This is a genomic window from Ramlibacter sp. AN1015 (assembly GCF_037726105.1).
Taxonomy (GTDB): Bacteria; Pseudomonadota; Gammaproteobacteria; order Burkholderiales; family Burkholderiaceae_C; genus Ramlibacter.
In genome coordinates, this window is record NZ_JBBJUM010000002.1 from 344784 (window position 1) to 359166 (window position 14383).

Sequence of the window (14383 nt, forward strand, 5' to 3'; positions counted from 1 at the left end):
TCACGCGGGCGTCCCTGCCCAGGCATGCGCCAGTTGCTGCAAGCCGCTGTGCACCTGCGCCAGCACCGGGGGCCACTCCCTCTCGGGTCCTTGGCGCAGCAGGCGGGCCGAGGCATACCAGGGGCAGCGCTCCCCGTGCATCAGCCATCGACAGTCGGGAGAATATGGAAGCAGGATCCACACCGGCTTGCCCAGCGCCCCCGCCAGGTGGGCCACGCTGGTGTCCACCGCGACCACGAGGTCCATCTGCGCGCACAAGGCGGCCGTATCGCTGAAGTCGCGCAGGCGGTCGCCGAAATATCGCACGCGGGGCGTTGCCGCAAGGGCGCCTTCGTCCGTCGTGCGCAGCTCCTTTTGCAGGCTGATGTACTCACAGCCCTCGGGCAGCGCCGTGAGGAATCGCTCGAGGGTAATGGAGCGCCTACGATCGCGGCTGTGCTCGGGATTGCCCGACCAGGCGAGACCCACGCGAGGACGGTCGGCTGGGCCCAGCTCCGCGGCCCAGGCAGCCGCGCGCGCAGCATCCGCGCGCAGGTAGCCCGAACGCCCCGGCACCGTCTCCACGGTGAGTTGCAGGGCGGCAGGCAGCGAGAAGAAAGGGCAGTGCACATCGAAATGCGGCAGCGGCTTTCCGTGCGCCACGACTTCCGTGACGCCTTCCACCCCCCGCGCCAGTTCCACCAGCGTAGGAGCGACCGCCAGGATCACGCGTGCGCCCTTGGCCGCGACTTCGGTGGCGAAACGCATGTTCATGATGCCGTCGCCCAGTGCCTGATCGTTGTGCAGCAGGATGGTTACCCACGAGGCGAAAGAATCGCCGCCTCGCCAGAGCGGCCGCCCGAACCGGTCCGGGGAGATGCCCAGCGCAGCGAATCGCTGCTCGTACAAGGGCCAGCCGCGCGCCCACTCGCCCTGCAGCAGCAGCAGTCCGGCCTTGCTGAACGCCGCCCGTGCATGCGCGGGCGACTGGGCCAGCACCGCGTCGCAGTCGGCGAGCGCGGCCTGCAGTTCCCCGCGGTCGCGCCGCAGTCTGCACCGATTGAGCAGGGCAACTTCGTGGCCCGGCGCGATCTCCAGGGCTTGGTCGAAGCATCGCGCCGCCTCGTCCGATCGATCCAGGGCGTGCAGCGCGGTAGCGCGGCCGGCGAGTGCGTCCGCGTTCATCGGCTCGAGCGACAGCGCGCCTTCGAAACAGGCCAGGACTTCGGGCCAACGCTCGAGATGCGCCATGGAGCCACCCAGAAGGACCCAGGCGCGCAGCTCCTGCGGCCGCAAACGCACGGCCTGCTCCAGCTGCCCGATGGCTGCCGCGTGGGCGCCCTGCGCGTGCAGCAGCGTGCCCAGCAGAAAAGGTACATGCGGCTGCCGGGGGTGCATCTGCAGGACCTGCTCGTAGAGGAGGCGGGCCCGCTCCAGGTCCTGGCCGGCGTGCGCCTCGACAGCCTGCGACAACAGCTGCGCGATGCGCTGTGGAGAAGCGACTTCTTCGGGCATGTCATGAGTCAATGCAAAGGATATAGCCGCATCCGGCGAGTAGGCCGGAAGAGTTAGAAAGCCGCATTTAGCCATGCTCAGCGGGTCGGCACAATAGCGGCCATGCAAAGACGATCCGCCCTCCTCCTGTCGGCCGCCGCCCTGGCAGCCCCCGTGTCCACGTTCGCGCAGTCGCCGGCCAAGCCGATCCGGCTCGTGGTGCCCTATGCGCCGGGAGGCCCGATCGACATCACCGCACGCGTGCTGGCCGAGCGGGTCAAGGACAGCCTGGGCACCATCATCATCGAGAACCGTCCTGGAGCGGGCGGCAATATCGGCGTGGATGCGGTGGCCAAGGCGGCCCCCGACGGGCTGACCATCGGCATCGCGGCGGTGGCCACGCACGCCATCAACCCGTGGCTGTTCTCCAAGATGCCTTTCGACGCGGGCCGCGACTTCGCCCCCATCACGCAGATGGTGCGGGTGCCCAACGTGCTGGTGATGAACGCCGAGACCGCCGCACGCCTGAAGATCAACACGCTGGCGGACATGATCGCGTACGCCAAGGCCAACCCGGCGCGCCTGAACTACGGCAGCGGCGGCAACGGCAGCGCGGGTCATCTGGCCGGCGAGCTGTTCAAGCGCGACGCCGGCATCTTCGCGGTGCACATTCCCTACAACGGCGGCAATCCAGCGCAGCTCGCGCTGCTGTCCGGGCAGGTCGATTTCAACTTCGACAACCTCGCGACGGCCGCGCCCAACATCCGTTCGGGCAAGCTCAAGGCGCTGGCGGTGACGACGCAGCAGCGCTCGCCGTACCTGCCCGAGATCCCGCCGGTCGCCGACACTCTCAAGGGTTTCGCGATCGATACCTGGTGGGGACTGGTTGCGCCGGCGGGCACGCCTCGCGAAGTGGTTCAGCGCCTGAACCAGGCCTTCGTCGCGGGGCTGCAGACGCCGGAGGCGCGTTCGCGCTTCGCCCAGCTGATGGCCGAGCCCGTCACCAACACGCCGGACGAGTTCGCCGCCTTCATGCGCGCCGAGCTCGCCAAATACGAGCGGGTGGTGAAGGCTTCGGGCGCGAAGGTCGATTGAGCTCCGAGGCCGGCTCGCCCGGATTGGGTGCGTAGGCCGACTCTCCGCGACGCCACATTCGAGTGTGGTGTCGGTTCGCGAGCACGGAGCGCTGGGCCCGCAGCAGTGTCTCGACCCAGGCGCTGACGCAGGCCGGCAGGGTCGGCGATGCCGGCGGTGGCAGCGGGTTTCTTGTCGCTGCCTCCGCGGCCCGGTGCTTCTGTCTGGCGGCACTCGCTGGCGCAGGCGCCCCCGAGTCATCTGCCAGGGCATGCGCTTGTTACGCCCTCGCCCGGTCCTACGGTCGTGTAAGCCGACGCCGACAAGCGCAAGGTCGGCAGTTCGCTAGATTGGAGCTTCGCACACCAGCTCCAAAAGACCATGAAAGCCCACCGCATCCCCACCACCCGGGCCGCCTTGGCAGCACTGGTGCTGGCCCTGCCTTCCATCGCGGCGGCGCAGGCGGACGGCGATGCGACGCTGCGGCCCGGCAAGGGGCGCCACGCGGTCGGCTTCAGTCTCGGACACACCGATTTCGGCGCCGCCTGCGGGCTGCTTCCCGGCTGCGACGACGGGGCGCGCTACACACGCCTGGTGGGGCGCGGCATGTTCAGCGAGCGCTGGGGCGCCGAACTCGGGCTGCTCGACACCGGGCGCATGGACCTCGGCGGCGGCAGCACGCGCGCGCACGGGGTCACGCTGAACGTGGTGCGGCAACTGCCGCTGTCGCAAGCCCTCTCCGCCTACGGGAAACTGGGGACGACCTACGGGCACACCGCCACGTCGGCCTTGCCGGGTTCGGCCCTGCAAGCCGGCGGCGGCCGCGGCTTCGGCCTGTCCTATGGAGCCGGCGTGCAGTGGCAGCTCTCGTCCGGGCTGTCGGCCGCACTCGAGTGGGACAGCCAGGGCTTTCGCCTTGCGAACGGCGGCACCGAGCCGATGCGGTCCACCCGGCTCGGGCTGCAGTGGCGGTATTGAAGTACGCGCCGGCACAAACACCTGCGCATGCCCGCGACGCTAGCTCTCGCGCAGGTCCTGCGACGCCAAGCCGCCCTTGCGCGCGCTCGCTCGCCACAATCCGCCCCGACCGCTACTCGCCGAGATAGGCGGCGCGCACCTTCGGGTCGCGCAGCATCTCGCGGCCCTCACCGCTCATGGTCACCAGGCCGGACTCCATGACGTAGCCGCGGTCGGCGATCTGGAGCGCACGGCTGGCGTTCTGCTCGACCAGCAGGATGGTGACGCCCTGGGCATGCACCTCGCGCACCACCTCGAAGATCTTGTCGACCATGATGGGCGACAGGCCCATGGAGGGCTCGTCCAGCAGCAGCACGCGGGGACGGCTCATGAGGGCGCGCCCCATCGCCAGCATCTGCTGCTCGCCGCCGGAGAGCGTGCCGGCAAGCTGGTCGCGGCGCTCGCGCAGGCGCGGGAAGATGGTGTAGACCTTCTCCAGGTCGGAAGCGATGCCGGCCTTGTCCCGGCGGATGTGGGCGCCCATCTGCAGGTTCTCGGCGATGGTCATGCGGGTGAACACGCCGCGCCCCTCGGGCACCATGGCCAGGCCACGGCGTACCAGGTCCCAGGCGCCCTGCCCCTTGACGCTGGCTCCCAGGTATTCGATGTCGCCGCCAGCCAGCGGCAGCGTGCCGGTGATGGCCTTCATGGTGGTGGTCTTGCCGGCGCCGTTGGAGCCGATCAGCGACACCAGCTCGCCTTCGCGCACTTCGAAGTCCACGCCCTTGACGGCCTGGATGCCGCCATAGGCCACCTGCAGGCCCCGCACCTTGAGCAGTACGTCCGCCATCTCAGTTTCCTTCCTGCGGCGCGCCGCCGTCGCTCGCATGCCCCTGACCGAGGTAGGCCTCGATCACCTTCTCGCTGCGCTGCACCTCGGCCGGGGTGCCCTCGGCGATGCGCTTGCCGTAGTCGAGCACGGTGACGCGGTCGCACAGGCCCATGACCAGCTTCACGTCGTGCTCGATCAGCAGGATGGTGCGGTTGTCGTTGCGGATGCGATCGATCAGCTCGCGCAGCTGCACCTTTTCGGTGGCATTCATGCCGGCCGCCGGCTCGTCGAGTGCGATCAGCTGCGGATCTGTCGCGAGCGCACGGGCGATCTCCAGGCGCCGCTGGTCGCCGTAGGAAAGCGTGCGCGCCTTGTAGTCGGCGTACTTGGCGATGCCGACGTATTCGAGCAATTCGTAGGCGCGCTGCGCGATGGCCGCCTCTTCCTCCTTGAAGCGGCGGGTGCGGAAGACGGCGCCGGCCAGCCCCGAGCCGGTGCGCACGTGGCGGCCGACCATCACGTTCTCGAGCGCGGTCATTTCGGAGAACAGGCGGATGTTCTGGAAGGTGCGCGCGATGCCGGCGCGGGCGACCTCGTGCACGGCGCTCGGCTTGTACGGCTTGCCGGCCAACTCGAAGCTGCCGCTGTCGGGCGCGTACAAGCCGGTGATGACGTTGAAGAACGTGGTCTTGCCGGCGCCGTTCGGCCCGATGAGGCCGTAGACCTGGCCACGGTGGATGGTGACATCGACGTCGGACAGTGCCTGCAGGCCGCCGAAACGCTTGGAAATGCCGCTGACGCGCAGGACGGGATCGGTCATGTGCTGCGCTCCGTTCACCGGTTGCCCAGCGCCTTGCCGTGTTCCGGCGCGGGCCACAGCCCCCGCGGGCGCATCAGCATGATGACGATCATGGCCAGCGCGATCAGCAACTGGCGCAGGATCGCCGGGTCGAGCCGGCCGCCGGTGAGCAGCTGGAGATCGAGCGCGCCGGACACCCACCGCAGCACCTCGGGCAGCGCAGACAGCAGCACGGCGCCCAGGATCACGCCCGGCAGGTGGCCGATGCCGCCCAGCACCACCATCGCGACGATCATGATCGACTCCATCAGCGCGAAGGATTCGGGCGAGACGAAGCCCTGGAACGCGGCGAACATCGCGCCCGAGACGCCACCGAAGGTGGCGCCCATCGCAAAGGCAAGCAGCTTCATGTTGCGCGTGTTGATGCCCATGGCCTTGGCCGCGATCTCGTCTTCGCGAATGGCCATCCAGGCGCGGCCGATGCGCGAGAGCTCGAGCCGGTGGCTGATGATCACCGCGAAGACGACCAGCACGAGGAACAGGTAGTAGTAGAGCGTGACCGAGGAGATGCTGTAGTCGCCGATGTCGAGGCGCCGCCCGAGGTTCAGCCCGAACAGGCTGATCGATTCGATCTGGCCCACGCCCTTGGGTCCGTTGGTGATGTTGACCGGATGGTCGAGGTTGTTCAGGAACACCCGGATGATCTCGCCGAAGCCCAGGGTGACGATGGCGAGATAGTCGCCCCGCAGGCGCAGCGTGGGCGCCCCCAGGAGCGCCCCGAGGACGGCGGCGAGCAGCGCCGCGAGCGGCACGATTAGCCAGATGGAAGAGTGCAGCCCGTCGGGGAAGGTCTGGGCGAACCACGCGAAGGTGTCGCTCAGGTGGGGCGAGGCCATCAGCGCGTACATGTAGGCGCCGATGGCGAAGAAGGCGACATAGCCCAGGTCGAGCAGGCCGGCGTAGCCCACCACGATGTTCAGGCCGAGCGCGAGCAGCACGTACAGCAGTGCGGTGTCGGCGATGCGCACCCAGAAGTTGCCCATGTACTGCAGCGCGAGCGGCAGCAGCAGCAGCAGCACGGCCGATGCGATGAGCGCGCCCTTGTGGTCCTTGAAGTTCGGCATGGTGTGGTCCGTTTCCCTGCGGGTCAGGCGCGGTCGGCCACGCGCTCACCGAGCAGGCCCGAGGGCCGCAGCGTGAGGATGACGATCAGGACGATGAAGGCGAAGATGTCGGTGTAGTGGCTGCCCAGCACGCCGCCGGTGAGCGCGCCGATGTAGCCCGAGCCGATGGCTTCGATCAGGCCGAGCAGGATGCCGCCGACCACCGCGCCGGCCAGGTTGCCGATGCCACCGAACACGGCCGCCGTGAAGGCCTTGAGGCCGGGCAGGAAGCCCATGGTGTGCTGCACGGTGCCGTAGTTCGACGCGTACATCACGCCCGCAATGGTGGCCAGCACGGCGCCGATGATGAAGGTGGCGGAGATGACGGTGTCGGGGCGCACGCCCATGAGCGCGGCGACCCGCGGGTTCTCGGCCGTGGCGCGCATCGCGCGGCCGAGGCGGGTGTAGTTCACCACGTACATCAGCACCGCGAGCGACACCGCGGTGAGGCTGAGGATCATGATCTGGGTCGGCGTGATCACGGCGCCGCCGATCTGCACCGGCGTGGTGGGCAGCAGCGAGGGATACGGCTTGTAGTTGGGCTTGAAGATGATCATCGCCAGCGTCTGCAGCAGGATGGACATGCCGATGGCGGTGATGAGGGGCGCGAGCTTGGGGCTGTTGCGCAGCGGCCGGTAGGCGACCTTCTCGATGGTGAAATTGAGCACCGCGGCCACCACGCACGAGATCACCAGCGCCAGTATCAGGATGATCCAGCCGGGCGTGCCCGGCATGGCCTCCTGCATCGCGACGATGATGGCCCAGCTCGTGAGAGCGCCCACCATGAGCACCTCGCCGTGCGCGAAGTTGATGAGGTTGATGATGCCGTACACCATGGTGTAGCCCAGGGCCACCAGGGCATACATGCTGCCCAGGACCAGACCGTTGATGATCTGCTGCAGCAGGATGTCCATACGCGCTCGCTCCGTTCCTTGGTTCCCGATGGTCTTGTGAACCGTCTGGCAATGCACTAGCAAAAAACCCGCCATGGCTCAGCGGGTTTGGTGGTGGCAAATTTTAGCGATGAGCTTGTGTTGCCCGAGTCGCGCCGACCCGGGGTTTTCCCGGGCGGAAGACACGCGGGCGACTGCATGGCGAGCCGCTTCGGGACAGCGCGCACTTGCAGCCGGCACGGCGCTTCAGCCTGGCTCGGGCGGCGCAGCCTGCGCGTCGAGCTGGCGCAGCGCCCGCAGCTTCTCGGCGATGCGGATTTCCAGGCCGCGCTCGACGGGCTCGTAGAAGCGCGTGCCGGCCAGGCCCTGCGGGAAGTAGTCCTCGCCGGCCGCGTAGCCGCCCGCTTCGTCGTGCGCGTAACGGTAGCCCTTGCCGTAGTCGAGCTCTTTCATGAGCTTGGTCGGTGCATTGCGCAGGTGCAGCGGCACCGGCCGGGTGCCGTCCTTGCGCACCAGCGCTCGGGCCTGGTTGTAGGCGGCGTACACCGCGTTCGACTTGGGCGCCACGGCCAGATAGACCACGCACTCGGCCAGCGCCAGTTCGCCCTCGGGCGAGCCCAGGCGCTCGTATACCTCGGTCGCGTCGAGCGCGAGCCGCAACGCCCGCGGATCGGCCAGGCCGATGTCCTCGGCGGCCATGCGCACCAGCCGCCGCGCGATGTAGCGCGGGTCGGCCCCGCCGTCGAGCATGCGCACGAGCCAATAGAGCGCGGCGTCGGGGTCGGAGCCGCGCACGCTCTTGTGCAGCGCGCTGATGGTGTCGTAGAACTGCTCGCCACCCTTGTCGTAGCGGCGCATGCGCTCGCCGAGCACCTTGAGCAGCCAGGCATCCGTGATCTCGCCGAGCTGCTGCGCGGCGGCCGCGACGCTGAGCGTCTCCAGCGTGTTCAGCAGCCGGCGCGCGTCGCCGTCGGCATAGGCCAGCAGGCGTTGCAAGGCCTCCTGTTCGAGCGCCGGCACCGCGCCGATGCCCTGCGCCCGCTCGACCAGCTGCTGGAGTTCGGGCTCGCCCAGCGGCTGCAGCACGTAGACGGCCGCGCGCGACAGCAGCGCCGAATTGACCTCGAACGAGGGGTTCTCGGTGGTGGCGCCGATGAAGGTGAAGAGCCCCGATTCGACATGCGGCAGGAAGGCGTCCTGCTGGCTCTTGTTGAAGCGGTGCACCTCATCGACGAAGACGATGGTGCGCTGGGCCTGCAGCCCCGAGACCGCGGCCTGGGCCTGTTCCACCGCCTCGCGGATGTCCTTGACGCCGCCGAGCACGGCGCTGATGGTGATGAACTGCGCGTCGAAGGCGTCCGCCATCAGGCGTGCGATGGTGGTCTTGCCCACGCCCGGGGGCCCCCACAGGATGCAGCTGTGCGGCTGCCCCGATTCGAACGCAATGCGCAGAGGCATGCCCTCTCCCAGCAGCTGCTGCTGGCCAATCACCTCGGACAGCGTACGCGGGCGCAGGCGCTCGGCCAGCGGGGCGTGGGCGGGTGCGTTCGAGGTGGTGCGTGGTCTCACGGGGGCAGTGTAGAAGGCCGGGCGCCCCGCGAGGCGGTGCGCGCTACTGGCGAATCACGTCGGCGCCGCGCGGCGGGGTGAACTGGAAGGTGGTCGGCGGCAGTGCGGGGTTGAGTTCCATGCGCTCGAAGCGGATCAGCGAGCGCTGGCCGAAGCTGTCGAGGATTTCCAGTGCCGCCAGCTGGTCGCCCTGGAAGCCCACCAGCACGCGGCTGAGCTGGCCATCCTTGTTGCGCGGCATGGCCTGCACCCAGGCCAGGCCGTCGCGGTCGGGCGCGGGCGAGAGGTCGAAGTCACGCTGCAGCGCCTGCAGATCAGGTGCGGCGGCGATGATCGCAGCCGGCGTGGAGCCCAGCACCTGCGCCTGGGACCGTGCGGTCACCTGGTTGAGGTCGGGGTCGTGCATCCACAGGGTCTGGCCGTCGGCCACCAGCGTCTGCTCGAACGGCTTGCGGTAGTCGAAGCGGAAGCGGCTCGGCCGCTGGAATTCGAAGGTGCCGGTGGAGGTGCGCGGGCGCACCGCCTGGCCGTCGCGCGCCGGCGGTGTGACCACCTGGGTGAAGTCGGCGCGGCCGCTGCGGGCGTTGCGCATGAAGGCTTCGAGGCTCTCGAGCCCGCCGGCCCAGGACGGCAGCGCGGAGGCGGCGAGTGCGGCAGCGCACAGCAGGGGTGGAAGGAAAGATCGGGTCATGGGTGCTTGGGTCCGGCCGAGCCGGCAAAGTTCGCGGGCGGCGCGGGGCCGCGCCTCGCGTGCCTCGGCCACTACTCGACCGCCCGATTGGGAGCGAGGATGTCGCGCTGGCCGGCGCCGTTCATGGCGCTCACCAGGCCCGCCTTCTCCATATCCTCGACCAGCCGCGCGGCCCGGTTGTAGCCGATCTTCAGGTGCCGCTGCACCAGGGAGATGCTGGCCTTGCGGTTCTTGAGCACGATCTCGACGGCCTGGTCGTACATCGGGTCCTTCTCGCCGCCCTCTCCATCGCCGTCGCCGCCGATGCTGCCGCCCTCGTCATCGACGGTGCCGCCTTCGAGCACCCCCTCGATGTAGTTGGGTTCGCCCCCCTGCTCCTTGAGGTAGGCCACCACGCGGTGCACCTCTTCGTCGCTCACGAAGGCACCGTGCACGCGCACCGGCAGGCCGGTGCCGCTGGCCATGTAGAGCATGTCGCCCATGCCCAGCAAGGCCTCGGCTCCCATCTGGTCGAGGATGGTGCGGCTGTCGATCTTGCTGGAGACCTGGAAGGCGATGCGCGTCGGGATGTTGGCCTTGATGAGGCCGGTGATCACATCGACACTGGGCCGCTGCGTCGCGAGGATCAGGTGGATGCCGGCGGCACGCGCCTTCTGGGCGAGCCGCGCGATCAGCTCTTCGATCTTCTTGCCCACCACCATCATCAGGTCGGCCAGCTCGTCGATCACGACCACGATGTGCGGCAGCCGCTGCAGCGGCTCGGGGCTGTCCGGCGTGAGGCTGAAGGGATTGCTGATGAACTGCTCGCGCGCGGCCGCCTCGTCGATCTTGACGTTGTAGCCGGCGAGGTTGCGCACGCCCAGCTTGGACATGAGCTTGTAGCGGCGCTCCATCTCGGCGACGCACCAGTTCAGGCCGTGCGCGGCCTGCTTCATGTCGGTGACCACCGGCGCCAGCAGGTGCGGAATGCCCTCGTACACCGACATCTCCAGCATCTTGGGGTCGATCATGAGCAGTCGCACGTCGCGCGCCTCTGCCTTGTACAGAAGCGACAGGATCATGGCGTTGATGCCGACCGACTTGCCCGAGCCGGTGGTGCCGGCGACCAGTACGTGCGGCATCTTGGCGAGATCGGCCACCACCGGGTTGCCCACGATGTCCTTGCCCAGGCCCATGGTCAGCATGGACCTGGCCTCGTTGTAGACCTGCGAGCCCAGGATCTCGGACAGCCGGATCGACTGCCGCTTGGCGTTGGGCAGCTCCAGCGCCATGTAGTTCTTGCCGGGAATGGTTTCGATCACACGGATCGACACCAGGGACAGCGACCGCGCGAGGTCCTTGGCAAGGTTGACCACCTGCGAGCCCTTCACGCCGGTGGCGGGCTCGATCTCGTAGCGCGTGATCACCGGGCCGGGCTGCGCCAGCACCACGCGCACCTCGACGCCGAAGTCCTTGAGCTTCTTCTCGATGAGGCGGGAGGTCATCTCCAGGGTGTCGGGCGAGACCGTTTCCTGGCGTGCCTGGGGGCCGTCGAGCAGATCGACCTGCGGCAGCTTGCTGTCGGGCAGCTCCTTGAACAGCGGCTTCTGGCGCTCCTTGACCACCCGCTCGCTCTTGGGCACCTCGGCCACGACCGGCTCGATGAGCACGGGCGTGGGATGCTGCTCCTCGATCTCGATCCGCTCTTCGAGCACGATCTCCTCGCGCTCGCGCGCGGCGCGCTGGCCAAGCGCCAGGTCTTGCTGGCGTTCGCGCTGCTCCCGGCGCGACACGAAGAAGCCGTCGATGTGGCCACCGATGGCTTCGGCCAGGCGCCCCCACGAGAAGCGGAACACCACGGCCACCGACAGCACCACGAGGGCGATGCCGACAAGCCCTGAGCCGGTAAAGCCCAGCCAGCGGACCGCCAGCGGCCCCACCAGGAAACCCAGGGCGCCCCCGGCATGGTCGGGCAGGCTGGTCTCGAAGCGATAGAGGCGGGACCACTCGAGCGCGCTGCTCGCGACCAGCAGCACCAGCAACGCTGCCCAGAAGGCCGTGCGGGTGGCGCTGAACTGGCTGCGGTCGATGTCGGGGTGAAGCTCGGCGCGCGTCCAGCGCGAGAGCGCCGACAGCCAGGCGCGCAGCCCGGCCGCCAGGCACCACCACACCGAGAACCCCAGAAGCATGTAGCTGCCGTCGGCCAGCCAGGCTCCCAGCCGGCCCGCCCAATTGGCGATGCCGTTGCCGGTGCCGGAGTTCGAGAACGCCGCATCCTGCGGGGAATAGCTCAGCAGGGCGATCAACCAGAACAGCCAGGCCACCGCGCCGATCGCCAGGCCGAACTCGTGGGTGAAGCGGCGCAGGCCCGAACGGACCGGCGATGTGCGGCCGGCGGCCGTGCTGCCGCGGAGGGTATTGAGGGAATAGGTCATGGAATCTCGCGCCGCCCCGGGGCGGCGCCGGGGTACGGACGAGATACTAGCCCAGGGTGCTGAGCCGATCCTTGATCAACATGGAGCCGTCGTCACGCGTCTCGATGAAGCCACGGTCTTCGAGGTCCTTCATCACGCGGCTGACCATCTCGCGCGACGCGCCGACCATCTTGGCGATGTCCTGCCGGGAGATGCGCTCGCGGATGCTCATCTGCCCTTCGCGGTCGGGCGAGGCGAACTCCAGCAGGGCCCGGGCCACCCGGCCGTACACGTCCATCAGTGCCAGCGATTCGATCTTGCGGTCGGCATTGCGAAGCCGCTGCACCAGTCCCTTCATGATGGCGTAGGCCATGGAGCTGTTCTCCGGCAGGCAGCGTGCGAACTCGGCGCGTCCGAGGCACAGCATGTCGGTCTGCACTTCGGCGCGCACGGTGGCCGAGTGCGCCTCGTTGTCGATCAGGCTCATCTCGCCGATGTAGTCGCCCGGCTGCAGCGTGGCGAGGATCACCTCGCGACCGCGCTTGTCCGCAGTGATGACTCGGGCGCGTCCGGTGAGGATGATGAACAGGGTGTTCGACTTGTCGCCCTGCTCCACGATCACTTCGCCGCGCTTGAAGCGGCGCTTGACCACGGCGTCGGCCACGGACTCGGCCTGGGCGGAGGTCAGCAGCGCGAACAGCGGCACGCGGCGGATCAGCTCCAGGTTGGAAAGCATCGACATTTCATCCCTCCGGGCGGGGCATGCCCCTGGGCCGCTGTGCTCAGCCCTCGGTTCTTACAATCACCTCGATTGATTTCCGGCGCGCACCGCGCCGGGGAACCCGGTGGATACTTCGCCGACGTGGCTCGGAATGTACACCGCGCGGAAATAGTGCCGCATCAGAAATAAGCGAAAGATGACTACCCAACACGCCCAGGTCCTGATCCTTGGTTCCGGCCCCGCCGGCTATACCGCCGCCGTCTACGCCGCGCGCGCCAACCTCCACCCGCTGCTGATCACGGGCATCGCTCAAGGCGGCCAGCTGATGACCACGACCGAGGTCGATAACTGGCCGGCAGACGTCAACGGCGTCCAGGGGCCCGAGCTGATGCAGCGCTTCATGGAGCATGCGGAGCGCTTCAAGACGCAGATCGTGTTCGACCATATCAACACCGTCGATCTCGGCAAGCGACCGTTCACCCTGGTCGGAGACAGCGGCCGCTACACCTGCGATGCGCTGATCATCGCGACCGGAGCCTCCGCGCGTTACCTCGGCCTGCCGTCCGAACAGCGCTACATGGGCAAGGGCGTGAGCGCCTGCGCGACCTGCGACGGCTTCTTCTATCGCGAGCAGGTCACCTGCGTGATCGGCGGTGGCAACACGGCCGTGGAAGAGGCGCTGTACCTCTCAAACATCGCCAGCAAGGTCTACCTGGTGCACCGGCGCGACAAGTTCCGGGCCGAACCGATCCTGGTGGACAAGGTGATGGAGAAGGTCAAGGCGGGCAAGATCGAGCTCAAGCTGTTCCAGACCCTCGACGAGGTGCTCGGCGACGAGGTCGGCGTGACCGGCGTGCGCCTGAAGGACACCCGCACCGGCGCCACCGAAGACCTGCAGCTGCAGGGCTGCTTCATCGCGATCGGCCACTCGCCCAACACCGAGATCTTCCAGAACCAGCTGGAGATGAAGGACGGCTACATCCTCACGCGATCCGGCCTCAACGGCTTTGCCACGATGACCAGCGTGCCGGGTGTGTTCGCCGCCGGCGACGTGCAGGACCACATCTACCGCCAGGCGATCACCAGCGCGGGCACAGGCTGCATGGCAGCGCTCGATGCCCAGCGCTTCCTGGAACAGCAGGAATAGGCCCGCCGCGGCTGCAGTGGCCCATGGCGCCACCAGCCGCGGCAGGCAGCGGGACCGGAGTCGGGGGCTATAATCGCGGGCTTTGCCGCCACCGCCTGGGAAGGTGCGGGCGTCGAAGGGGCTACCGCCACCCTGCCTGGCGAGGTGAGGCGCTCACGATGTGACCGCCGTTCTTACTATTCATGGAGTGCTTCATGGCACGCGTCTGCGAAGTCACGGGTAAAGGCCCGATGGTCGGGAACAACGTTTCCCACGCCAACAACAAAACCAAGCGCCGGTTCCTGCCGAACCTGCAATACCGCCGTTTCTGGGTCGAGAGCGAGAACCGCTGGGTTCGCCTGCGTGTGTCGAGCGCCGCGCTGCGCCTGATCGACAAGAACGGCATCGACAGCGTGCTCGCGGACCTGCGTGCCCGCGGCCAAGCCTAAACCCGAAGGAGCAGCATCATGGCGAGCAAAGGCGGACGCGAAAAGATCAAGCTGGAGTCCACTGCGGGCACCGGCCACTTCTACACCACCACCAAGAACAAGAAGACCATGCCCGAGAAGATGGCCATCATGAAATTCGACCCGAAGGCGCGCAAGCACGTCGAATACAAGGAAATCAAGCTCAAGTGACGCAGCCCGTCACTCCGCCTTCGGGCGGAGGAGCTGAAAAAAAAGCCCCGCGAT

14 protein-coding genes are annotated in these 14383 nt (G+C 68.1%); 5 read left to right on the forward strand and 9 right to left on the reverse strand.

Translation table 11 applies throughout. The features are described from left to right. Positions 1-1494: a tetratricopeptide repeat-containing glycosyltransferase family protein gene (locus tag WG922_RS04330; RefSeq protein WP_340280930.1), complete on the reverse strand. Its 1494-nt coding sequence runs from the start codon at positions 1492-1494 to the stop codon at positions 1-3. Between the two features lie 102 nt (positions 1495-1596). On the opposite strand from WG922_RS04330, the gene WG922_RS04335 reads away from it, so the two are divergent. Both WG922_RS04335 and WG922_RS04340 read left to right on the forward strand, forming a co-directional pair. Further along, positions 1597-2568 (forward strand): Bug family tripartite tricarboxylate transporter substrate binding protein, encoded by a 972-nt coding sequence (locus tag WG922_RS04335; RefSeq protein WP_340280931.1) that lies wholly within the window; start codon positions 1597-1599, stop codon positions 2566-2568. 360 nt (positions 2569-2928) lie between these two features. Next, the gene (locus WG922_RS04340) at positions 2929-3525 is read left to right on the forward strand and encodes an outer membrane beta-barrel protein (protein ID WP_340280932.1); all 597 of its coding nucleotides are present in this window, start codon (positions 2929-2931) and stop codon (positions 3523-3525) included. 112 nt (positions 3526-3637) lie between these two features. Here the strand turns inward: WG922_RS04340 and WG922_RS04345 are convergent, their stop codons facing one another. From WG922_RS04345 to WG922_RS04380, 8 genes are all read right to left on the reverse strand, one after another. After that, positions 3638-4354 (reverse strand): ABC transporter ATP-binding protein, encoded by a 717-nt coding sequence (locus WG922_RS04345; protein ID WP_340280934.1) that lies wholly within the window; start codon positions 4352-4354, stop codon positions 3638-3640. Position 4355: 1 nt separating this feature from the next. Beyond that, a complete protein-coding gene (locus WG922_RS04350; protein ID WP_340280935.1) occupies positions 4356-5156 on the reverse strand; it encodes an ABC transporter ATP-binding protein in 801 nt (266 codons plus the stop codon). Positions 5157-5170: 14 nt separating this feature from the next. Further along, positions 5171-6259 carry an ABC transporter permease subunit gene (locus WG922_RS04355; protein WP_340280936.1) on the reverse strand — a complete coding sequence of 363 codons (1089 nt, stop codon included), beginning with the start codon at positions 6257-6259 and terminating at the stop codon, positions 5171-5173. A gap of 23 nt (positions 6260-6282) precedes the next feature. Next, entirely contained in the window at positions 6283-7212 is a 930-nt protein-coding gene (locus tag WG922_RS04360) for a branched-chain amino acid ABC transporter permease (RefSeq protein ID WP_340280937.1), read from the reverse strand. Between the two features lie 225 nt (positions 7213-7437). Further along, positions 7438-8760, reverse strand: coding sequence for a replication-associated recombination protein A (locus tag WG922_RS04365; RefSeq protein WP_340280939.1), 1323 nt, complete (start codon positions 8758-8760; stop codon positions 7438-7440). 43 nt (positions 8761-8803) lie between these two features. Then, the gene (lolA, locus tag WG922_RS04370; protein WP_340280941.1) at positions 8804-9451 is read right to left on the reverse strand and encodes an outer membrane lipoprotein chaperone LolA; all 648 of its coding nucleotides are present in this window, start codon (positions 9449-9451) and stop codon (positions 8804-8806) included. Between the two features lie 71 nt (positions 9452-9522). Beyond that, positions 9523-11865 (reverse strand): DNA translocase FtsK, encoded by a 2343-nt coding sequence (locus WG922_RS04375; RefSeq protein WP_340280943.1) that lies wholly within the window; start codon positions 11863-11865, stop codon positions 9523-9525. Between the two features lie 46 nt (positions 11866-11911). Beyond that, positions 11912-12586: a Crp/Fnr family transcriptional regulator gene (locus tag WG922_RS04380; RefSeq protein ID WP_340280944.1), complete on the reverse strand. Its 675-nt coding sequence runs from the start codon at positions 12584-12586 to the stop codon at positions 11912-11914. Positions 12587-12761: 175 nt separating this feature from the next. On the opposite strand from WG922_RS04380, the gene trxB reads away from it, so the two are divergent. The 3 genes from trxB (at position 12762) to rpmG (ending at position 14329) form a co-directional block, all read left to right on the forward strand. Continuing rightward, complete coding sequence (trxB, locus tag WG922_RS04385) at positions 12762-13712, forward strand: thioredoxin-disulfide reductase (RefSeq protein ID WP_340280945.1); 951 nt, start codon at positions 12762-12764, stop codon at positions 13710-13712. A gap of 194 nt (positions 13713-13906) precedes the next feature. Then, the gene (gene rpmB, locus WG922_RS04390) at positions 13907-14140 is read left to right on the forward strand and encodes a 50S ribosomal protein L28 (protein ID WP_066704677.1); all 234 of its coding nucleotides are present in this window, start codon (positions 13907-13909) and stop codon (positions 14138-14140) included. 18 nt (positions 14141-14158) lie between these two features. Next, on the forward strand, positions 14159-14329 hold the full coding sequence (gene rpmG, locus WG922_RS04395) for a 50S ribosomal protein L33 (RefSeq protein WP_180682613.1): 171 nt from the start codon (positions 14159-14161) through the stop codon (positions 14327-14329). Positions 14330-14383 lie beyond the last annotated feature (54 nt).

Bases quoted from the DNA above. Each gene is read 5' to 3' on its own strand.
- WG922_RS04340 (WP_340280932.1), top strand. From the start codon at position 2,929: ATGAAAGCCCACCGCATCCCCACCACCCGGGCCGCCTTGGCAGCACTG.
- lolA (WP_340280941.1), bottom strand. From the start codon at position 9,451: ATGACCCGATCTTTCCTTCCACCCCTGCTGTGCGCTGCCGCACTCGCC.
- WG922_RS04355 (WP_340280936.1), bottom strand. From the start codon at position 6,259: ATGCCGAACTTCAAGGACCACAAGGGCGCGCTCATCGCATCGGCCGTG.
- rpmG (WP_180682613.1), top strand. From the start codon at position 14,159: ATGGCGAGCAAAGGCGGACGCGAAAAGATCAAGCTGGAGTCCACTGCG.
- WG922_RS04330 (WP_340280930.1), bottom strand. From the start codon at position 1,494: ATGCCCGAAGAAGTCGCTTCTCCACAGCGCATCGCGCAGCTGTTGTCG.
- WG922_RS04360 (WP_340280937.1), bottom strand. From the start codon at position 7,212: ATGGACATCCTGCTGCAGCAGATCATCAACGGTCTGGTCCTGGGCAGC.
- rpmB (WP_066704677.1), top strand. From the start codon at position 13,907: ATGGCACGCGTCTGCGAAGTCACGGGTAAAGGCCCGATGGTCGGGAAC.
- WG922_RS04375 (WP_340280943.1), bottom strand. From the start codon at position 11,865: ATGACCTATTCCCTCAATACCCTCCGCGGCAGCACGGCCGCCGGCCGC.
- WG922_RS04335 (WP_340280931.1), top strand. From the start codon at position 1,597: ATGCAAAGACGATCCGCCCTCCTCCTGTCGGCCGCCGCCCTGGCAGCC.
- trxB (WP_340280945.1), top strand. From the start codon at position 12,762: ATGACTACCCAACACGCCCAGGTCCTGATCCTTGGTTCCGGCCCCGCC.
- WG922_RS04350 (WP_340280935.1), bottom strand. From the start codon at position 5,156: ATGACCGATCCCGTCCTGCGCGTCAGCGGCATTTCCAAGCGTTTCGGC.
- WG922_RS04380 (WP_340280944.1), bottom strand. From the start codon at position 12,586: ATGTCGATGCTTTCCAACCTGGAGCTGATCCGCCGCGTGCCGCTGTTC.
- WG922_RS04345 (WP_340280934.1), bottom strand. From the start codon at position 4,354: ATGGCGGACGTACTGCTCAAGGTGCGGGGCCTGCAGGTGGCCTATGGC.